Origin of the sequence: Pseudonocardia sp. C8 (assembly GCF_014267175.1) — a bacterium.
GTDB lineage: Bacteria > Actinomycetota > Actinomycetes > Mycobacteriales > Pseudonocardiaceae > Pseudonocardia.
In genome coordinates this window covers 700921-721967 of the sequence record NZ_JACMTR010000002.1, presented here as the reverse complement: position 1 = coordinate 721967, position 21047 = coordinate 700921, and the positions used below count along the sequence as shown (strand labels likewise).

Annotated in this window: 13 protein-coding genes and 3 pseudogenes; 4 read left to right on the top strand and 12 right to left on the bottom strand. The window is 75.6% G+C overall.

The window, feature by feature from the left end; translation table 11 throughout:
- Positions 1-18 precede the first annotated feature (18 nt).
- Positions 19-858, top strand: a complete 840-nt coding sequence (locus tag H7X46_RS04135) for an LLM class F420-dependent oxidoreductase (RefSeq protein ID WP_186358134.1) — start codon at positions 19-21, stop codon at positions 856-858.
- Positions 859-921: 63 nt separating this feature from the next.
- Here the strand turns inward: H7X46_RS04135 and H7X46_RS04130 are convergent, their stop codons facing one another.
- Entirely contained in the window at positions 922-4470 is a 3549-nt protein-coding gene (locus H7X46_RS04130) for an ATP-dependent DNA helicase (RefSeq protein ID WP_186358133.1), read from the bottom strand.
- A 64-nt stretch (positions 4471-4534) separates the two neighbouring features.
- Between H7X46_RS04130 and H7X46_RS04125 the strand changes: the two genes are divergently transcribed.
- Complete coding sequence (locus tag H7X46_RS04125; RefSeq protein WP_186358132.1) at positions 4535-4816, top strand: MGMT family protein; 282 nt, start codon at positions 4535-4537, stop codon at positions 4814-4816.
- 643 nt (positions 4817-5459) lie between these two features.
- Here H7X46_RS04125 and H7X46_RS04120 read toward each other — a convergent pair.
- The 9 genes and pseudogenes from H7X46_RS04120 to H7X46_RS04080 all read right to left on the bottom strand — a co-directional run.
- A pseudogene (locus H7X46_RS04120) lies at positions 5460-6200 on the bottom strand (putative protein N(5)-glutamine methyltransferase); the annotation flags it as partial.
- Between the two features lie 26 nt (positions 6201-6226).
- On the bottom strand, positions 6227-6949 hold the full coding sequence (locus tag H7X46_RS04115; RefSeq protein WP_186358131.1) for a sirohydrochlorin chelatase: 723 nt from the start codon (positions 6947-6949) through the stop codon (positions 6227-6229).
- Positions 6946-8145: a uroporphyrinogen-III synthase gene (locus H7X46_RS04110; protein WP_186358130.1), complete on the bottom strand. Its 1200-nt coding sequence runs from the start codon at positions 8143-8145 to the stop codon at positions 6946-6948. The genes H7X46_RS04115 and H7X46_RS04110 overlap by 4 nt, the downstream gene beginning before the upstream one ends.
- A 59-nt stretch (positions 8146-8204) precedes the next feature.
- Positions 8205-8600 (bottom strand): nitrite reductase small subunit NirD, encoded by a 396-nt coding sequence (gene nirD / locus H7X46_RS04105; RefSeq protein WP_222131188.1) that lies wholly within the window; start codon positions 8598-8600, stop codon positions 8205-8207.
- Entirely contained in the window at positions 8597-11128 is a 2532-nt protein-coding gene (gene nirB, locus H7X46_RS04100) for a nitrite reductase large subunit NirB (protein WP_186362431.1), read from the bottom strand. Before nirB ends, nirD begins: the two co-directional genes overlap by 4 nt.
- 11 nt (positions 11129-11139) lie before the next feature.
- Positions 11140-12570: an FAD-dependent oxidoreductase gene (locus H7X46_RS04095; RefSeq protein ID WP_186358129.1), complete on the bottom strand. Its 1431-nt coding sequence runs from the start codon at positions 12568-12570 to the stop codon at positions 11140-11142.
- Positions 12571-12825: 255 nt separating this feature from the next.
- Positions 12826-14952, bottom strand: a complete 2127-nt coding sequence (locus H7X46_RS04090; protein WP_370588600.1) for a molybdopterin oxidoreductase family protein — start codon at positions 14950-14952, stop codon at positions 12826-12828.
- Between the two features lie 2 nt (positions 14953-14954).
- Positions 14955-16322 (bottom strand): NarK/NasA family nitrate transporter, encoded by a 1368-nt coding sequence (locus tag H7X46_RS04085; RefSeq protein WP_186358128.1) that lies wholly within the window; start codon positions 16320-16322, stop codon positions 14955-14957.
- 247 nt (positions 16323-16569) lie between these two features.
- Positions 16570-17843, bottom strand: a pseudogene (locus tag H7X46_RS04080) (integrase core domain-containing protein).
- A 197-nt stretch (positions 17844-18040) separates the two neighbouring features.
- Here H7X46_RS04080 and H7X46_RS04075 point away from each other — a divergent pair.
- Together H7X46_RS04075 and H7X46_RS04070 are read left to right on the top strand one after the other, a co-directional pair.
- A pseudogene (locus tag H7X46_RS04075) lies at positions 18041-19013 on the top strand (DUF222 domain-containing protein); the annotation flags it as partial.
- 108 nt (positions 19014-19121) lie between these two features.
- Positions 19122-19325, top strand: a complete 204-nt coding sequence (locus tag H7X46_RS04070; RefSeq protein ID WP_186358125.1) for an HNH endonuclease signature motif containing protein — start codon at positions 19122-19124, stop codon at positions 19323-19325.
- 83 nt (positions 19326-19408) lie between these two features.
- Here the strand turns inward: H7X46_RS04070 and H7X46_RS04065 are convergent, their stop codons facing one another.
- The gene (locus tag H7X46_RS04065) at positions 19409-20218 is read right to left on the bottom strand and encodes an NAD-dependent epimerase/dehydratase family protein (protein ID WP_370589049.1); all 810 of its coding nucleotides are present in this window, start codon (positions 20216-20218) and stop codon (positions 19409-19411) included.
- A complete protein-coding gene (locus H7X46_RS04060; protein ID WP_186358123.1) occupies positions 20215-21042 on the bottom strand; it encodes a TIGR02569 family protein in 828 nt (275 codons plus the stop codon). The genes H7X46_RS04065 and H7X46_RS04060 overlap by 4 nt, the downstream gene beginning before the upstream one ends.
- Between the last annotated feature and the right edge of the window lie 5 nt (positions 21043-21047).

Genomic DNA, 21047 nt, shown 5'->3' with positions numbered 1-21047 from the left:
CCGGAGGTAGTGGTGGACATGACTCCCTCACTCGGTCGCTACGGCATCTGGCGGCACGCGTCCGCCCTCACCCCCGACCTGGCGAAGCGGATCGAGACGCTCGGGTTCACCGCGGTGTGGATCGGCGGGTCCCCGCCGGGGGACCTGGAGCTGGCCGAGTCGCTGCTGGACGCGACGTCGTCTCTGGTCGTCGCGACCGGCATCGTCAACGTCTGGTCGGCGCCCGCGGACGAGGTCGCGCCGTCGTACCACCGGATCGCCGGGCGGCACCCGGACCGGTTCCTCCTCGGCATCGGGGTCGGGCACCCGGAGGCGACCAGCGACTACCGGCGGCCCTTCGCCACCCTCGTCGACTACCTGGACCGGCTCGACGACGCGGGGGTGCCGGACGACGCGCGTGTCCTCGCGGCGCTCGGTCCGAAGGTGCTGGACCTGGCCCGGGAGCGGTCGGCCGGCGCGCACCCCTACCTGACGACGCCCGAGCACACCCGGCTCGCTCGCGAGCGGCTCGGCTCCGGGGTGTTGCTCGCGCCGGAGCACAAGGTGGTCCTCGACACCGACCCGGAGGCGGCCCGCGCGCTCGGCCGGCCGGCGGTGCAGAAGCCGTACCTGGGGCTGCGGAACTACACGACCAACCTGGAGCGTCTCGGCTGGTCCGACGACGACCTCGCCGGCGGTGGCAGCGACGCCCTGATCGACGCCCTCGTCGCTCACGGCGCCCCCGAGCAGGTCGCGGCCCGGCTCGACGAGCACCTCGCCGCCGGTGCCGACCACGTCTGCGCGCAGGTGATCACGGCGGGGATGCGGGAACCGGAGGAGGACCTGGCGCGGCTGGCCGGGGCGCTGGGGATCGGCTGACCCGCCGACCGGATCGGCCGCCGGGTTCCCACGAGTCGGCTGCCGGGCCGGGTCCGCCGGCGCTCACCCGTCCACGACGGTCCGGCCCGTCTCGACGGCCGGGCAGCTCGTCCGCACCGGGCACCGGTCGCAGTCCGGCCCGGCCCGGGCCACGAACACCGCACCGGCCGAGTCCTCGGCGCAGCGCATCAGCACGTCTCGCCAGTGCCCCATCTCGTCGGGCCGCAGCGGGGGCTGCTTCGGTTCCTTCGCCTCGCCGCCGGCCTTCCGGTCGGCCAGGAACAGCAACCTCGCCCCGCCCGGCTCGACCCCGGCGCCGACGAGCTCGTCGAACGCGCCCAGGGACGCCGCGAGCTGGTAGACGGCGAGCTGGTGGTGCTCGGCCGCCGCCCGGGCCGACGTCGCCGTCTTCCCGGTCTTGACGTCGACGACCACCGGACGGCCCTGGTCGTCGCGCTCGAGGCGGTCCACCCGGCCGCGGAGCCGGATCCGGCGGGCGGCCCGCGTGGCCCCGCCACCGGACCCGCCGGTGCCCGGCACGAGCGCCTCGGTCTCCGGAGGCAGGTCACCGGCGACGCCCGGCTCGTCCGGCGGCGGATCGCCCTCCAGGTCGAGCTGGACGGGCTGCTCGACGGCGACCAGCGCCAGCCCCTCCGCGCGGCTGCGGCGGACCCAGTCGTCGAACGCGGCCAGCATTTCCCGGACCCGCGCCAGCTCGCGGCGGCCGAACCAGGGCGCGCCGGTGTCGAGGCGGCGCCACGCCGAGCGCAGCGCCTCCTCCAGCTCGCCCGGGTCGGCGCCGGCGGCGCGCGCCTGCACCAGGGCGTGCACCAGCGACCCGGTGACCGCGGACAGCGCGCCGGTCTCGTCGCCGCCGTGCCGGGACAGCACCCAGCGCAGCGGGCAACCGGCGATCGTCTCGACGTCGGACGGGGAGATCGGCACCAGCTCGCCGTCGGCCCGCAGCGGGGCCTGGTCGGAGAGCTCGGCGAGGCCGTACCAGTCGTCGGGGTGCGCACCGGGGACACCGTCGGCGGCGAGCCGGGCCAGCTGGGTCGCCGCCCGCCGCCGTCGTGCCGCCTTGGCCGGGTCGCCGTGGTCCGGTGCGGTGACCGCGCGGCGCAGCTCGCCGACGAGCTCGGCCATCACCAGCGAGCGCTCGGGGCGGTGCACGGGGCGGGCCTCGGCGGCGTCGGCCGGGCGGGGGTCGAGCTCGTCGAGGAACCGGGAGGGCTGCTCGTCCTCCCCCTGCACCGCGCTGACCAGCAGCGTCGACCGGGCCCGGGTGCACGCGACGTAGAACAGCCGCCGCTCCTCGGCGAGCAGCGGCGCCGTGCGGGACACGGCCGAGTCCGGTTCGGCGACACCGCCGACGAGGTCCACGAGCCGTTCGTGGCCGAGCAGGCTGCCCCGCAGCCGCAGGTCCGGCCAGAGCCCCTCCTGCACCCCCGGGACGGCGACGACCGTCCACTCGCGACCCCGCGCCGCGTGCGCGGTGAGCAGCTCGACGGCGCCGCCGCGCAGCGCCTGCGGGGCGAGCGTCTCCCCGGGCAGCTGCTGGTCGGCGAGGTACTCGAGGAACCCGCCGACGTCGGCGCCGGGCAACCGGTCGGTGTAGCGGGCCGCCGCGTCGAACAGGGCCAGGACCGCATCGAGATCCCGGTCGGCGGCCGCCCCACCCGGGCCGCCGCGGGCGCTGGCCTCGCTCCACCGCCGCGCCAGGCCGGTGCGGCGCCACACCTTCCACAGCGTCTCCTCCACCGAGTCGCCGGCCGCGATCGAGCGGGCCGCCGTGTCGAGGAGCCGCCCGACATCGCGCATCGGGGCCGCCTCGGCCGGGGACAGCATCACCAGCGGGTCGGGCCGGCCCGCGACCGCCTCGCGCAGCATCTCCACCAGCAGCGGATCGCTGCTCGCCTCCGCCGGGTCCGCCTCGCCGGGCTCGGGCGGCTCGTCGTCGGCGAAGACCCGGACGTCGTGCCCGGCGGCGGCGTGCATCCGCAGCAACCCGCGGCGCAGCCGGCGCATCCGCATCGGGTCGCCGCCGCCCAGCGGTGAGGTGAGCAGCGAGGTGGCCAGGTCGGCGTCGATCGACGACGGCCGCGCGGCCGCCCGCAGGACCAGCAGCAGCGGCACGACGGCCGGCTGCCGGGGCAACGGCACCTCGTCCGGCGGGGCCGCGATCGGGACCCCGGCCGCGGCCAGCGCCCGGCGCAGCGCGGGCAGGGTGCGGCGGGCCGAGCGGGACAGCACCGCCATCTCCGACCACGGGACACCGTCGACCAGGTGGGCCCGGCGCAGCCGGTCGGCGATCCACCCGGCCTCCGCGGACGGGGAGCCGAACACCCGGACCTGGACGGCGTCGCCGGACCCGGCCGCGTCCGACCCACCCGTGCCGGCCGCCGGCCCCGCGGTGTCCGACCCGCCCGCGCCGGCCGCCGCCCGTGCGGTGTCCGACCCGGGCGCGCCGGCCGCCGTCCCCGCGGCGTCCGGTCCGGCCGCGACGTCGCCCGGCCCCCGGCGGGTGCGGGTCCGGCCCGCGCCGGGCAGCTTCTCCGCCACCCGCAGCCCGGCCGTCCGCACCTCCGGGGTCTGCCGGTGGTCGACGGTCAGCAGCTCGGTGGGGGCCTCGATCGCCGTCAGCCCCTGCGGGTCGGCACCCCGGAACGTCAGGACCGCCTGGTCCGGGTCACCGGCGAGCAGCGTGGACTCGGCATCCGCGGCGAGCGTCGCGACCAGCTCCATCTGCTGCGGGTCGAGGTCCTGGGCGTCGTCGACCAGCAGGTGCCGGACCCGCTGCCGCTCCTGGTCGCGCAGCCCGGGATCGGCGGCGAGGACGTCCAGCGCGGCCGCGACCAGCTCGGCGGAGTCCAGCGCCGGCGCCGTGGCCTGCGGGGCACCCCTGCCCGCGGCACCGCGGAGCAGGGTGACCTCCTCGTAGGTGCGGAAGAAGCGGGCCGCCGCCACCCACTCGTCGCGGCCGTGCCGCTCCCCCAGCTCGGCGAGCTCCGCCGGGCCCAGCCCGCGTTCCGCGGCCCGCAGCAGCAGCTCGCGCAGCTCGGTGGCGAACCCGGGCAGGCCGAGCGCCGGGTCGAGCCGCTCCGGCCAGCCCGAGCCGGGGACGCTGCCGTTCCAGTTCTCGATCTCCCCGGCGAGCAGCTCGCGGACCACGACGTCCTGCTCCGCGGACGCCAGCAGCCGCGGCGGCGGGTCCTCGTGCCGCGCCGCGTGCAGCCGCAGCACCCCGAACGCGTACGAGTGCACCGTCCGGACCAGCATCTCCCGGGTCGTCCGGACGCCGAAGTCCCCGGCGAGCTCGCCCCCGCCCGCGGTGAGCAGCGTGGTGAGCCGGCCGCGCAGCTCCTCCGCGGCCCGGCGGCCGCCGACGAGCAGCAGCACCGACCCCGGCGGGGCACCCTCGCGGACCCGGCGGACGATCGCGTCGAGCAGCAGGCTGGTCTTGCCCGTCCCCGGACCCCCGAGCACCCGCAGCGGCCCGCGGTCGTGCGCGAGGACCCGCTCCGCGGCGCCGGACCACTCCCGCGCCGGGACCGGCCGCGGATCCGCGCGCACCAGTCGCGGCGACACCTGCTCGGCGGTCGTCCGGGACATGCACCGATTCGACCACGGGCCCCCGACAGTGACACCCGGGGCCGCCCGGCGGGAGGATCCGGACGTGGACGAGCAGACGGTGGAACGGGTGCGCGAGGTCGTCGCCGCGATCCCGCCGGGCCAGACCCTCAGCTACGGCGAGGTCGCCGAGCTGGCCGGGTTGCGCTCGGCCCGGCTGGTCGGCCGGATCCTCGCCGAGGACGGCCACGACCTGCCCTGGCACCGGGTGCTGCGCTCGGACGGCCGCGCCGCCCCGCACCTGGCCGGGGAGCAGGCGGCGCGGCTGCGCGCCGAGGGCGTGCTGATGGTCGACGGACGGCTGCCGAGGGAGCACCGCCGCCGCTGAGGACCGGGCGTCGGGTGGCCGCGGAGCCGGGCCGGGCAGGGTCGGAGTCGGGTCCGGGCAGAGTCGGGTCCGGGCCGGGCCGGGTCGGCGTGCCCCTTTGCTCTGCTCACCTCTACGCACCGGGGGTGCGATCGGCGCCCTCGATCATCGGTAGGCACGATCCCGCCCCGCCGACGGCGAGAACGTGTTGGTCGACTCCCGGTCCCGAACCGACAGGCACGCTCGGGTCGCACCGACGACGAGAACGTGCTGATCGATGTCGAGCCGGCTGCCGGTACGCACGCATACGCCCCAGCGACGGCAGAAGCGTGCTGATCGACCCCCGGGCCCGCGCCGGCACGCACGTTTCCGCCCCGACACGGGCGACACGGTGCTGATCGACGGACGCCCCGCACATCATCGGCACGATCCCGCCGCGAGCGGGGCGGAAGCGTGCAACTCGACCTGCGCCCCGCCCCGGCGGCCGAGACGCCCGGATGCCGATACGGGGGGTGGTGCGCCACGGTGAGCAGAGCAAACAGACGCCGGACGCCCCCTGTCCCGCGCCGCCCGTGGCCGGGAATCTGCAGTTCAGCGCGGTGCGCGGCCCGCGACCCAGGTCGCGGCGCGCTCGTCGTCGCTCCCGGTCGTCGGGGCGAGCCGCGACCCAGGTCGCGGCGCGCTCGTCGTCGCTCCCGGTCGTCGGGGCGAGCCCGTGCCCGGCGAGCACCGCCGCGAGCACGGGGGCCTGGGACGCACCGGTCTCGATCAGCACGGTCCCGCCGGGTGCCAGCCAGCGCGGCGCGCCGGCGGCGACCCGGCGGGCGGGGTCGAGGCCGTCGGCGCCGCCGTCGAGGGCGGTCCGCGGTTCGTGGCAGCGGGCCTCCGGGGGCATGTCCGCGATCGCGGCCGCCGGCACGTACGGCGTGTTCGCGACGAGCACGTCGACCCGGCCGCGCAGCGACGCCGGCAGTGCGTCGAACAGATCACCGGTGTGCACCGTGCCGACACCGGCGAGGTTGGTCGCGGCGCAGTCGGTGGCGGCCGGGTCGACGTCCGCGGCGTGCAGCTCCACCGGCACGCGGCGGGCGACGGCGAGGCCGAGCGCCCCGCACCCGCAGCACAGGTCCACGACCACCGCGCCGGGGCGCAGCAGCGCGACGGCGGCGTGCACGAGCGCCTCGGAGCGGCGGCGCGGGACGAACACCCCCGGCGTCACCCGGACCGTGCGCCCGTCGAACGCGACCCGGCCGAGCAGGTGCTCGAGTGGCTCGCCCGCGACCCGGCGCCGGACCAGATCGTCGAGCGCGGCACCGGTGGCGGCCGCGGCGAGCAGCGCGGCCTCGTCCTCGGCGAACACGCAGCCGGCGGCCCGCAGCCGGTCCACCAGCCCCGGAGGGGCCATGCTCACCCGGCCGCGCACGCCCACGCTCAGGCTGCGCGCCCGATGTCGGCGGCCCCGGCGGCGTAGCGGTCCAGCACGGCCCGCACGACGTCGTCGTGCACGCCGAGCGGGTCGCCGACCACGTCGGCGCCGCACCCGCGCAGCCGGTCCTGGAACACCCCGGGCGCGAGCAGCCAGGACGCCACCGCCACCCGGTCCGCCCCGGCGGAGCGCAGGCCCTCGACCAGCGCGGGCACGGCCGGGGTCCCGGTGGCGGCGAACCCGACCCGCACCCGGCCGCCGACCAGCGGGGACAGCAGGCCGGCTGCCTGCCGGACCTGGTCGACCGCGGACGGGTCGGACGACCCGGCCGCGGCCAGCACGACGGTGTCCCCGGCCCGGTACCCGGCCGCCCGCAGCCGGTCCAGCGCGGCGGAGGCGAGCAGCGGGTCGGGTCCCAGTGCGGGCGTCGTGCGGAACCGGCGCGGGTCGGCGCCGGCCTCGGCGAGCTGGGCCGGGAGGTCCGTGCGCACGTGGTAGCCGGCCGCCAGGAACGCCGGGACGACGACGGCGCCGTCGTACCCCTCGTCCTGCAGCGCGGTGACCGCGTCGACGACCTTCGGCCCGCGGACGTCGACGTAGCAGGTCTCCACCCGCGGGCCGTGCGCGGCGACGGCCGAGGCCAGCGACCGGACGACGGCGTCGGCGGCGTCGGACCGCGACCCGTGCGCCACCAGCAGCAGCGGCGGCCCGGGATCGGGACGGGTCATCGCTCGTCCCCCGCGGTGTCGACGCAGTGCCCGCCCTGCCCGGGTTCCAGCGCGAGCCGGTACCCGCGGCGCACGACGGTCTGCACCAGGTCGGGAACGCCGAGCGCGGCGCGCAGCCGGGCGATCACGTTCTCGACGGCGTGCTCGTCACCGGCACCACCCTGCGCGGCGAGCAGCTCCGCGCGGGAGACCACCCGGCCGGGGCGGCGGGCCAGCACCCGCAGCAGGGCCATCGGCGTCGGCGGGAGCGGGCACAGCCTGCCGTCGACGAGCACGGCGTGCCCGCGCAGCTCCAGCACGTGCCCGGCCACCGGGATCCGGCGCGCCCGGGCCGGTGCGGCGGACTCGCAGGTCCGCACCATGGCACCGAGCCGTGACCGCTGCGGTTGCACGGTCGGGACGTCGAGGGTGTCCAGCGGTGCCGCCGTCACCGGCCCGACACACAGCGCCAGGACCGGGCCCCGCAGCGCGTCCAGCAGCTCCTCGCGCAGCCCGCGCTCGGCGGCCCGGGCGAGGATCCCGGCCGCGGCGGGCGCGCTGGTGAAGGACAGGACGTCGATCCCGCCGGCGAGCGTGGCGTCGATCAGCCGGTCCAGCGGGCCGAGGTCCAGCGGCGGCGCCCACCGGTACACCGGCACGGTGACGACCTCGGCGCCGGCCAGCTCCAGCGCCTCGACGACGTCGGGCAGCGGCTCCCCGTGCAGCTGCACGGCGATGCGCCGGCCCTCCACCCCGCGTTCCAGCAGGTGCTCCAGCACCTCGGCGGTGGACTCGGACTCCGGCGACCAGGCGTCGACCAGGCCGGACGCCCGGATCGCGCCGCGGGCCTTCGGGCCGCGGGCCAGCATCTCGGACCGGCCGAGCGCGGCGAGGAGGTCCTCGCCGAGCCCCCACCCCTCCGCGGCCTCGATCCAGCCGCGGTAGCCGATCCCGGTCGTGGCGACGGTGACGTCCGGCGGCGCGGCGACGAGCTCGCGGGTGCGCCGCTCCAGGCGCTCGTCGTCGGCGAGGGCGACGATCCGCAGCGCGGGACCGTGCTGCACGGTCGCGCCGCGGCGCTCCAGCATCGTGGCGAGCTCCTCGGCCCGCCGGGCGGCGGTGATGCCGACCGTGAACCCGGCCAGCGGCGGGACCGGCTGCGCGTCGGGCTCCGGTCCGGTCTCGTCGTGGACATCGCGTGCGGCGGATCGGGTCACCGGTCCTCCGTTCCTGGCGGTCGGTCGCCGACGGCCGCGCTCGGCGGCGGGGACCACCTTCACCGTAGCCCGACCTGGACGTTCCCGCCCACGGCCCGCACGGCGAACGCGGGCAGGCTCACACCGTCGTCGTCGAGGCAGCGGCCGTCGCGCAACGCGAACACCTGCTTGTGGATCGGCGACGCGACGGTCGGCTCCCCGGCCCGGTCGCCGACCAGGCCCCGGGAGATGACGCCGGCGCCGGTGAACGGGTCGATGTTGCCGACCGCGTGCAGCGCGCCGTCGGCGAGCCGGAACAACGCCACCTGCACGTCGCCGACCAGCGCCGCGGCGCCGCGGCCGGGCAGCAGCGCCTCGACCGGGCAGACGGTCAGCCAGCCGGCCGGGTCCTCGCCGGCGGCGGCGGGCGTGGTGGGGGCTCCTGCCATGACGGACGTGTCGAGCCGGGCGGTCATCGCGCGGCCACCTCCGGGAGTCCGATGAGCACGGGTTCGCCGGGGGCCGGGACCTGCTGTCCCCGTTCCTCGACGAACCGGATGGTCGGGTCGGGCGCACCCGGCGCGTTGACGAACGAGACGAAGCGGGCGAGCTTGTCGGGGTCGTTCAGCACCCCGGCCCACTCGTCGGTGTAGGACGCCACGTGCCGGGCCATCGCGGCATCCAGCTCGGCGCAGATGCCGAGCGCATCGTCGACGATCACCGACCGCAGGTGGTCGAGGCCGCCGTCCATCGCCTCGATCCACGGCGCGGTGCGCTGGAGCCGGTCGGCGGTGCGGACGTAGAACATGAGGAACCGGTCGATCGTCCGGATCAGCGTCGCCGAGTCCACGTCGGAGACCAGCAGCTCGGCGTGCCTCGGGGTGAACCCGCCGTTGCCGCCGACGTAGAGGTTCCACCCGGTCTCGGTCGCGATCACCCCGAAGTCCTTGGACCGGGCCTCCGCGCACTCCCGGGCGCACCCCGACACCCCGGCCTTGAGCTTGTGCGGGCTCCGCAGCCCGCGGTACCGCAGCTCCAGCTCGACGGCCATCCCGACCGAGTCCTGCACCCCGTACCGGCACCAGGTCGTCCCGACACAGGACTTCACCGTGCGCAGCGACTTGCCGTACGCGTGCCCGGACTCGAACCCGGCGTCGACCAGGCGCGCCCAGATCGCAGGCAGGTCCTCCACCCGGGCGCCGAACATGTCGATCCGCTGCCCGCCGGTGATCTTCGTGTAGAGCCCGAAGTCCCGGGCGACCTCGCCGATGACGATCAGGCCCTCCGGGGTGACCTCGCCGCCCGGGATCCGCGGGACCACCGAGTAGGTGCCGTTGCGCTGCAGGTTCGCCAGGAAGTGGTCGTTGGTGTCCTGCAGCGAGGCCTGCTCGCCGTCGAGGACGTGCCCGTTGCCCAGCGAGGCGAGGATCGAGGCGACGGCCGGCTTGCAGATGTCGCAGCCGGTGCCGCGGCCGTACCGGGAGATCAGCGCGGAGAACGACGTGATCCCCGCACCCGCGACGATCTCGAACAGCTCGGCCCGGGGCCGGTCGAAGTGCTCGCAGAGCGCCGTCGACACCTCCACGCCCTGCTGCTCCAGGATCCGTTTCAGGGCCGGGACGCAGGACCCGCAGGTCGTTCCGGCCCGGGTGCAGGCCTTGAGCGCGGGCACGTCGTGCGCACCGCCGTCGATCGCGGCGCACAGGTCGCCCTTGGTGACCGCGTTGCAGGAGCAGATCTGCGCGGAGTCCGGCAGCGCGGACGCGTCCGGCTCGGCGCCGCCCTTCGAGATGAGCGTGACCGGGTCGTCGGGGAGCGGTGCGCCCACCAGGGGCCGCAGCGAGCCGTACCGGGACGCGTCCCCGACCAGCACCCCGCCGAGCAGGGTGGACGCGTCGTCGCTCACCACCAGCTTCGAGTAGGTGCCGGCGACCGGGTCGTTCACGACGATCTCCAGCGCGCCCTCGGTGGAGGCGTGCGCGTCCCCGAAGCTGGCGACGTCGACCCCCAGCAGCTTGAGCTGGGTCGACATGTCCAGCTCCTCGGGGGTCATCCGCGCCCGCCCGCCGAGCAACCGGTCGGCGACGACCTCGGCCATCGCGTACCCGGGCGCGACCAGCCCGTAGGTCCGGCCCTCCAGGGCGGCGCACTCCCCGATCGCCCACACGTGCTCGTCGGGGGTGCGGCAGCGGTCGTCGACCAGCACCCCGCCCCGCTCCCCCACCGGCAGGTCGCAGGCCCGGGCCAGCTGGTCGGCGGCCCGGATGCCGGCGGAGAACACGACGAGGTCGGCGTCCAGCTCCACGCCGTCGGACAGCGTCGCGACCAGCCGGCCGCGGTCGTCGGCGACCCCGGTCAGCGACACCCCGGTGCGCACCGCGATGCCCTGCTCGGTCACCAGCCGGCGCAGCAGCGCCCCGCCGCCCTCGTCGACCTGGACCGGCATCAGCCGCGGCGCGATCTCGACGACCTGCGGGGACAGCCCCAGCAGCCGCATCGCGCGGGCCGCCTCCAGGCCGAGCAGCCCGCCGCCGACGACGACCGCCGAGCGACGGCCGGGCGCCGTCGTCGCGACCGCCGCCGCGGCCGCCTCCTTGATCGCGTCGAGGTCGTCGAGGGTGCGGTAGACGAAGCAGCCGGGCAGGTCCCGGCCCTCGACCGGCGGGACGAACGGGTACGAGCCGGTGGCGAGCACCAGGGCGTCGTAGCCGAGGGTGCGGCCGGACGCGGTCGTCACCCGGCGGGCGTCCCGGTCGATCCCGGTGACGGCGTCGCCCAGGTGGTAGTCGACGAGCGGGTCGCCGTGCAGGTCGTCGTCGTCGAGCCGCAGCTCCTCCTCGGAGCGCCCGTCCACGTAGGACGACAGCGCGACCCGGTCGTAGGCCCGGCGGGTCTCCTCGCCGAGGACGGTGATCCGCCACTCGCCTGCCGGGTCCCGGTCGCGCAGCGCGGACACGAGCCGGTGCCCGACCATGCCGTTCCCGACCACCACCAGACGGTTCATGTGCTCCCCTCTCATGCCGCGTCCTCCTGCGGCGGGTCGGCCTCTGCCAGCCAGTCGCGGATCCCGCAGACGGCGTCCCGGCAGCCGCCACAGCCGGTGCCGGCGCGGGTGCGGCGGGACAGCGCGTCGACGTCGGTCGCGCCGGCGCGCCACGCGGTGACCAGCGCGTTCTTGGTGACGCTGTTGCAGCGGCAGACGATCGCGGACCCGGGCAGGCGCACCGGGTCGGCGGCCGGCGTGGCCTCGCCGGGCAGGGCCCGGCCGAGCAGCAGCGCCAGCCGGTCCTCCGGGGCGGGCGCGCCGGAGTCGTAGAGGCCCGTGATGGTCGCGGCGGCGTCGGGCAGGCCCATCAGCACGGCGCCGACGACGCGGTCGTCGCGCAACGCGAGGACCCCGTAGCGACCGCGCCGCGGGTCGGAGAACCGGAGCTGCTCGTCGCCGGCCGCCACGTCCCCGACCGCGGCCAGGTCCACACCGGTCGCCTTCAGCCGGGTGACCGGCCGGGTCCCGCGGTAGCGGGCCGCCGGGTCGGTCCCGGTGAGCAGGTCGGCCAGCACCGCGGCCTGCTCCCAGCCGGACTGGACCAGCCCGGCGGCGGCGTGCGGGTGCTGCGCGCAGTCGCCGATCGCGTGGACGCGGCCGTCGTCGGTGGCGAGGCGGTCGTCGACGAGGATCCCCTCGCCGACGGCGAGGCCGGCGGCCACGGCGAGCTCGGTGTTCGCGCGGACCCCCGCGGCGACGACGACGGCGTCCGCGGCGATCCGGCTGCCGTCGTCGCAGTCCAGGCCGGTGGCCGGGTCCCAGGCCTTGGCGCCGACCCCGCACCGGACGTCGACCCCGAGCCCGCGCAACGCGTCGGCCAGGACGTCACCGGCCTCCATGTCGAGCTGGCGTTCCATGAGGTGCATGCACGGGTGCACGAGGGTGACGGCGACACCGCGGCCGGTCAGCCCGCGCGCGGCCTCGACACCGAGCAGGCCGCCGCCGACGACGGCGATCCGGGCCCCGGGCACGGCCGCGGCACCGATGCGGTCGCAGTCGTCCAGGTCGCGGAACAGGCTCACCCCGGGTGCGGGGACGCCGTCGTCGCCCAGGCCGTCGATCGGCGGCAGCCAGGCGCGGCAACCGGTGGCGAGGACGAGCTCGTCGTAGGGGTGGGCGGTGCCGTCGTCGCCGTGCACGACGCGCGCCGCCCGGTCGATCCCGGTCGCGGCGACCCCGAGGTGCACCTCGACCCCGTCGACCGCCGGGAGCGCGACCATGCCGGGGCGCAACCCACCGGCGAGCACGGTGGACAGCAGCACCCGGTTGTACGCCGGGAACGGCTCGGCACCGAGGACGGTCAGGGTCACCCGCTCGCCGTCCGGGTCGCGCCGCCGGATCTCCTCGGCGAACCGGGAGCCGACCATGCCGTGCCCGATCACCACCACACGCCTGCTCATGGCCACCGACGGTAGGAACGCGCCGTTACGGACCTGCGACCCGCGATGACAGGGCGGTTACAAGGCGCTCATTCTCGGCACCCGGCACCCGTGAGACGGGCACTGGGCAGTGACGCCGGTCGCGGCGCGCTCCCCGGCCGCTCGGTACACGCGCGCCCGGGAACGCTCACGGAACCGGGCGTCGCTCGCGCGATCGCGTGAGCGACGCCCGGTTCGGTGAGCGTCTGCGGGTCCGGTGGGGTGTGTCCGGGCCGGTCAGCGGGAGTTCGTCGCCGCGGCCGGGGACGGCCCTCCGGGGAGCACGGCTGCATCGGCGCGGGCCGGCTCCAGCCGCACCGCGGCAACCTTGAACTCCGGCATCCGGCTCACCGGGTCCAGCGCCGGGTTCGTGACGTTGTTCGCCGCACCGGCGCCACCGAAGTGGAACGGCAGGAACAGCGTGTCCGGCCGCAGCGAGGGCACGCAGCGGACCCGCGCCGTCGTCGTCCCGCGGCGGGAGGTCACGTCGGCGAGGTCGCCGTCGGCGAGGCCGTGCCGGGCCGCGGTGTCCGGGTGTACCTCGACGAACACCTCCGGGGACGCGTCCGCCAGCTCGGCGACCCGGCGGGTCTGCGCGCCGGACTGGTAGTGCACGAGGACCCGCCCGGTGGTGACGCGCAGCGGGAAGCAGGCGTCGACGTCCTCGTCCGGCTCGACGTGGTCCACCGGCACCATCCGGGCCCGGCCGTCGGGACGGGCGAACCGCTCGGTGAACAGCCGCGGCGTCCCCGGATGGTCCTCGGCCGGGCACGGCCAGTGCAGTGCCTCACCGGCGTCCAGGCGGGGGTAGGTGACGCCGGTGTAGTCGGCGATCCCGCCGGACGAGGCCCGGCGCAGCTCGTCGAACACGGCCTCCGGGTCCGCCGGGAACTCCCCCGGCGCGTCCAGCGCCGTAGCCAGCCCGGAGATCACCTCGAGGTCGGTGCGGACACCCGGCGGCGGGGACAGTGCGCGGCGGCGGCGCAGCACCCGGCCCTCCAGGTTGGTCATCGTGCCCTCCTCCTCGGCCCACTGGGCCACCGGCAGCACGACGTCGGCCCGCGACGCCGTCTCGCCGGGCAGGACGTCCGCGACGACCAGGAGGTCCAGCGCGTCCAGGCGGTCGGCGACGGCGCGCGCATCCGGGGCGGAGACCAGCACGTTGGAGCCGAACACCAGCAGGGCCCGGGGCCCGCCGGGACGGCCGAGCGCATCGAGCAGCTCGACCGCGCTGCGGCCGGGCCCGGGCAGCGACACCTCGGGGACGCCCCACACCGAGGCGACGTGCGCCCGCGCGGCCGGGTCGGTGATGTGCCGGTAGCCGGGCAGCTGGTCGGACTTCTGCCCGTGCTCGCGCCCGCCCTGCCCGTTGCCCTGCCCGGTGATCGTCCCGAAGCCGGAGCCGGCACGTCCCGGCAGGCCGAGTGCCAGTGACAGGTTGATCCAGGCCGACACCGTGTCGACGCCGTGCGCGTGCTGCTCGGCACCGCGCGCGGTGAGGACGTAGCGCCGCCGGGTCCGGGCCAGCCAGCGCACCACGGTCCGCATGTCGGAGGCGGCGACACCGCAGACCCGCTCCGCGCGTTCGGGCCACCACTGCGACGCGACCCGCCAGACGTCGTCGAACCCGGTCGTGCGGTCGTCCAGGTAGGCGGTGTCCAGGAGCCCCTCGACCACGGCGACGTGCAGCATCCCCAGCGCCAGCGCCAGGTCGGTGCCCGGCCGCGGCGCCAGGTGCAGGCCGCCGGAGGCGATCGCGCGCTCCGCGGTCGGGGTGCGCCGCGGGTCGATCACGACGAGCCGCGCCGTGGTCAGGTGCGCCATCAGCGGCGGCATCGTCTCGGCGACGTTCGCGCCGGCGAGCACGACGAGCTCGGCCGAGTCCAGGTCGGTCACCGGGAACGGCAGCCCGCGGTCCACCCCGAACGCGCGGTTCCCGGCGGCGGCCGCCGAGGACATGCAGAACCGGCCGTTGTAGTCGATCTGCGAGGTGCCCAGCGCGACCCGGGCGAACTTGCCGAGCAGGTAGGCCTTCTCGTTGGTCAGCCCGCCCGCGCCGAAGACGGCGACCGAATCCGGTCCGTGCTCGGCACGCAGCGCGGCCAGCCGCGCGGCGACCCCGCCCAGCGCGGTGTCCCAGTCGGTCTCCCGGAACCCGTCCGCCCGCGAGTCCCTGACCAGCGGGGACATCAGCCGGTGCGGATGGGTGAGCAGAGCAGAGGAGGTCCAGCCCTTCTGGCACATCCCCCCGGCGTTGGTCGGGAACTCGCGGGCGTCGACCTCACGGGTCGGGCTCACCCACTGCCCGCACTGCAGCGCGCAGTACGGGCAGTGGGTGGCGGTCCGGTCCTGCTCGGGCGCCACGCTCAGACCCGCGCGAGCGCCGCGCCGCCCGGGACGGAGACCTGCTTCGGTCGCAGGTACACCGCCCACGTGACGCCGATGCACACCAGGTAGAAGGCGAGGAAGGCCCAGAACGCCGGTGTGCCGGACTGCACGGTCAGGAACGACTGGCGGAACGCCAGGTTGATGAACAGCCCGCCCAGCGCCCCGACCGCACCGGCGATGCCGATCACCGCGCCGGACAGCCTCCGGGCCGTGCCGAGCTCGGCCTCCCGGTCGGCGCCGTCGGCGATGGCGACCCGGGCCCGCCCGGTGAAGATCGCCGGGATCATCTTGTAGGTCGAGCCGTTGCCGATGCCGGACAGCGTGAACAGCAGGATGAAGCCGAGCGTGAAGACCGCGAGCGACCGCGCACCGGACGCGGCGATGATGATCGCGGTGGCCACGGCCATGCCGGCGAAGTTCCACAGCGTGACGGCCGCGCCGCCGTAGCGGTCGGCCAGCTTCCCGCCGACCGGGCGGATCAGCGACCCGATCAGCGGTCCGATGAAGGTGACCGCGGCGGCCTGCAGCGGGGTGCGCTCGAACTGGTTCTGCAGCACCAGCCCGAAGGCGAACGAGTACCCGATGAACGAGCCGAAGGTGCCGACGTAGAGGAACGACATGATCCACGTCTGCCGGTCCCGGCAGGCCTCGGTGAAGGCGCCGGCGTCGTTCGTCATGGCGGCGATGTTGTCCATCCGCAGCCACGCCAGCACCGCGGAGGCGATCACCAGCGGGAGGTAGAGCGCGATCAGCACCCGCGGCTGACCGGCGCCGAGCACCGCGATCACCAGCAGGCCCAGCAGCTGGACGACGGGGACGCCGAGGTTGCCGCCGCCGGCGTTCAGCCCCAGCGCCCAGCCCTTGCTCCGCTCGGGGAAGAACGCGTTGATGTTGGCCATCGACGAGGCGAAGTTGCCGCCGCCGACACCGGCGACCGCGCCGACGGCCAGCAGCGTCGCGTACGAGACGCCCGGCTCCATGACGACCAGCGCCAGGGCCAGCGGGACGATCAGCAGTGCCGCGGAGAAGACCGTCCAGTTGCGGCCGCCGAAGCGGGCCACCGCGAACGTGTACGGCAGCCGCAGGACCGCGCCGACGAGCGTCGGCACGGCCACGAGGAAGAACTTCTGGGCGGCGTCGATCCCGTACTCGGGGCCCATGAACAGCACGAGGACCGACCACATGGTCCACACCGAGAACCCGATGTGCTCGGAGAAGATCGACTGCCAGAGGTTGCGGTTCGCGATCCTGCGGCCGGTGCGTTCCCAGAAGCCGTCGTCCTCGGGGTCCCAGTGCTCGATCCAGCGGCCGCCGGAACGACGGCCGGGGTCAGCGGTGGTGGTCAACGGGTTCTCCTGATCGCCGGGGTGCAGGTCGCCGACGACGCTAGGGAGCGCTCGTTTCCGGCGGGTGGCCCCGCGTGACAGGCCCGAAACGCTTCGCTCACACGGGGGTGGGGCACCGTGTGAGAAGGCGCGGCCCTTCCGGCTCCCCGCGACGGCCGTCCCGCCGCTGCTCGACGTCGCACCTGGCGTCGCCGAACGGTCGTCGACCTGCGGTGTGATGTCTCAGGACATGGGTGACAGCTCTGCATCAGGACATCGGTGACGGTTGATGTGTCAGGACTTCGGTGACGTTCCCGGGTTCTTCGGGCGTCTTCCGCGGGGGCGGCCGTTGCCGACGTAGCGGATGCCGGGAGCGGGTCGGGTTCGCTCGACGAGGATCTCGCCGTCGAGGTCGGTGACGATGATCTTGTCGCCTGGTTGGTCTCCGTCGGTGACGATGAGGACCTGTCCGAACGCGTGCTCGCCGCCGATCTTGTAGTGCACCTTGTCGAGGTAGAGGACTCCGGCGGAGTTCACCGTTCTCAGCCGTGTGCCGGCGGGCAGGTCTGCGGGCGGGGTCGGCCGGGGCGCCACGACGGGGGCCGGTGGCCGGTAGACGGGCCGGTCCGGCTTCGGGCGGGGTGGGTCGGCCTTGGCAGTGGCCTCCCACGCAGCCAGCGGTGTGATCCGTCCGGGCAGCCCCTGGTGAGGGCGCTCGGAGTTGTAGAGGTGGTCGAACGCGTCGATCTGGGCCTGGAGCTCGGCGAGTGTGGCGGCCAGCGGCTGCTTGTCGAGGTAGCGGAACAGGGTCTGGTGGAAGCGTTCGTTCTTGCCCTGGGTGGTCGGCTTGTGCGGCTTGCCGGTGATCGCCTCGGTGCCCAGTGCGGCGACATGTGCCACGAGCCGGCCGACCATGCCCCGTCGCGACGGGTTGAGCGCGAGCCCATTGTCCGACAGCAGCCGTTGCGGCACGCCGTGGGCGGCCACGGCCTTGTCGAAGACCGCGATCGCGTCCTTGGCGGTCTCACCGGCCGCGGCGTGAAAGGCAAGCGCGTAGCGGGAATGGTCGTCGATGAGCTGGAAGATCACGCACTTGCGACCGCCGGTCAGCACGTACTCGGTGGCATCGAGCTGCCAGCACGCGTTCGGCGCCGGGTAGACGAACCGCCGCCACGCCGAGCGGGGCTTCTTACGCGGCTCGCGTCGGGCGACACCGGCCTCACGGAAGATCCTTGCCAACGACGCCGTCGAGGGCACCGATCCCAGGCCCATCGCGCACATCTTCTCGTGAACACTGATCGGGCCGTGGTCCAGACCGGACGCTTCAAGCGCGGCCCGCACCGCAACAGCGTGGGCCTTGACCTGCTCGGTCAGCTTCGACGGACTCGATCCCGGACGCCTGGACCTGGGCACGAGCACTGCTGCGGGCCCGTCAACGCGAGCGCGCTTCCGCAGCTCATAGAACGACTTGCGCGAGATGTTGTGCTCGATGCAGAACGTCGAAACCGCCCCCCGCGGCGCGTCATCAGGCCACTGCGAGATCGCGAGGCGGACACGAGGGTCGATGGGGTCATGGGCGGCCACCGCCACAGCCTCACGACGGAAGTGTCACCACCAACAACACCCACAGCGTCACCGATGTCCTGACACAGGACCGTCACCGATGTCCTGAGACATGACAGTCGTCGACCTGCGGCGACGGACAGTCGATCAAACACATGTTCGAATAGAATGAGGGCATGCCTAGCGACCGGCTCGCCGCCGCGCACCGCCTGCTCACCGAGGCGATCGCCGCACTCGACGAGGCCGCGGGCCCGGCTGCCTCCGATGACGAGCTGCTGTCGGTGCTGACCCTGTGCGAGGGCGCGGTCCGCCGCCTGGACCGGGTCACCGTGGCCACCATCGGCGCCCTGGAGCGGCGGGGCACGTTCGCCGAGCGCGGCTACCGCACCCCGGCGGCGGGGTTGGCGGACCTGCTGAACTGGGAGCGTTCGGAGGCGCGGCGCCGCACCCGGGCGGCCGAGCAGGTGCATCCGCGTACCGGGTTGGATGGCGGCGTGCAGCCGCCGCGGTTGCCGGCGACCGCGCAGCGGTTCGCCGAGGGCCGGATCGGGCTGCGGCACGTGGACGTGATCGCCTCCGTGCTGGACTCGCATGCGGCACGGCGGGTGTCCCCGGAGCGGCTGGCCGCGGCCGAAGCCGAGATCGCCGAGCACGCCTGCGTGTACAACCCCTCCGAGCTGCACACCTGGGCCCGCCGGTTGATCGAGGCCCTCGACCAGGATGGCCCGGCCCCCGACGACGCCCCGCCCCCGTCGGTGAACACGCTCACGGTGGTCGCCCACCGCGACGGGTCCGGGGGCCGGATCAGCGGCCGGTTCGACGACGCGGCCCGGTTCGACGCGATCGCCGCCGCCGTCGACGCGCTGGCCGCGCCGCGGGACCACCTCGACGACCGCCGCCCCGAACAACGCCAGGCCGACGCCCTGGCCGACCTGTGCGCGCAGGTCCCTCGAGCGCGGGGAGCTGCCCGAGACCGGTGGGCGGCGCCCGATGCTGAACGTGCTGATCGGGCTGGAGGACCTGCAGCACCGGGCGACGGGCGCGCTGCTGGACTTCGGCGGCCGGCTCACCCCGGAGAACCTGCGGATGCTGGCCTGCGACGCCGCCGTCGTGCCGATCGTGATGAACGGCGCCGGCCAACCCCTCGACATCGGCCGGGCCACACGCACCATCCCGGACGGGCTACGCCGCGCGGTCACCGCCCGCGACCGCGGCTGCGCCCACCCCGGCTGTGACCGGCCCCCGTCCTGGTGCGAGGTGCACCACATCGTCCCGTGGGAGATCGACGGACCGACCGCACTGTCGAACACGGTGATGGTGTGCAAGCTGCACCACCGGCTGCTGCACCACCCCGGATGGATCGTCCGGATCCGCGACGGGCTACCGGAGTTCGTCCCACCCCGCTGGATCGACCCCCTGCAACAACCACGCCACCAACCCCGCCCCGCCACCGCGGCCTGACGGCCGCCTCCAAGCGCCCACCGTCGCCCGGGCACGTGGCGATCACCGCAGCGCGCCCGTGGGGCGGCGCGAGATCTCCGCTGTCAGTGCATCGGCGCGCCGAGCGGGACGTCGCAGAACCCACCGCCGACCCGGTGGTGCACGGGATCCGCCGGGTCCGGCTCCGGGCCGCCGGCGAGGATCTCCGCGGCGTACGCCTCGGCGTCGTCGCGGGGACGGAACCCGATCGCGGCGCCCTCGGCGAGCGACCACCAGCGACGGGTGTTCGCCGAGATCCCCCAGACGACGTGGTGGCCGCGGGTCGACGGGTCGATCGCGGCCCCGACCAGCCGGGCGGCATCGTCCGGGGACAGCCAGGTCGCCAGGGCGCGGGCGCCCGCCGGCTTCTCGAAGCAGGTGCCGATCCGCAGGCTGACCACGGTGAGCCCGAACCGCTCGTGGTACAGCCGTCCCAGCCCCTCCGTCGCGGCCTTGCTCCAGCCGTAGTAGGTGTCCGGGGCCTGCTCGACCGTCGCCGGGAGCGGGACGCCGTCGTCCCGGGTGCGGAAGCCGGCGGCATGGTTGCTGGACGCCAGGACCACGGTCCGGACACCGGCGGCGACCGCCGCGTTCAGCACCGTCCGGGTGCCGGCGACGTTGACCTCCAGGATCTCGTCCCAGCCCGCCTCACCGCTGATCCCGGCGAGGTGGACGACCGCGTCCGCGCCCGCGACCGCCGCGGCCACGACGTCCGGGTCGGTCACCGACCCGGTCACGGCCTCCTCCCCCGCACCGGCGGTGAGCGGGGTGGTGTCGAGCAGGCGCAGCGTTCGGTCCGCGCGGGCGAGCCGGGGCCGCAGCAGCGCCCCCATGTTCCCGGCGGCACCGGTCAGCAGCAGGGACACGAGCGTCAGATCCGCCGGCTGACCAGCCCGGCGACGCGCTCGATCCCGGCCAGCGACTCGGCGGTCGCGTCCGGGTGCTGGGCGTGCAGCGCGAGCCGGTACAGCACCGCACGCAGCAGCGACTGCGGCCACTCCGGCAGCTCGGACCAGCGCTCGATCAGGTCCTCGTCGGCGCCGCCCCAGGCGACGGCGTCCACGACGACGACGGCTGCCGCCCACTCGGCCGGCCGCCAGAACGGCACCAGGTCGAGCACGGCCGGACGGCCGGTCGGGTCGAACAGCATCGCGCCGAACAGCTCGCCGTGCACGACCTGCGGGGTGAGGCGGATCGTCCGCCGGTGCGCGGCCAGCTCGCCGAACAGCCGGCCGCCGGTCTCCGGGTGCAGGTCCAGCTTCCGCTCGCCGAACGCGGCGGCCGCCGAACGGGACAGCAGGTCGTCGCGGTCGTCGAGCAGCCGGGGACGCAGGACGGTCGAGGTCGCGGCGTGCAGGCGCAGCGACGCGGCCACGACCTCGTCGTGTCGGGGTTCGGGCGCGCCGGGCACGTAGCGGGACGCGGCCCACCCGCCGACCACCCAGCGGCCGTCGCTGGAGCGGACCGGGCGGGCCAGCCGGACACCGTCGACCTCGAGGTTCTCCAGGACGGTCGCCGACCAGGCCGCGACGACGTGGTCCGAGACGGGGCGGAGCAGCACGTCGTCGCACTGCCAGGCCCGCTGTCCCGCCCACACCACGGGACGTGGGGCGGTGTCGCGCACGCCGAACGCGACGCGCACGTGCTCGGGCAGAGCGCTCGCGGCCGGCGCGGTGGCGAGCGTGCGGGCTGCGGTCACGGCGG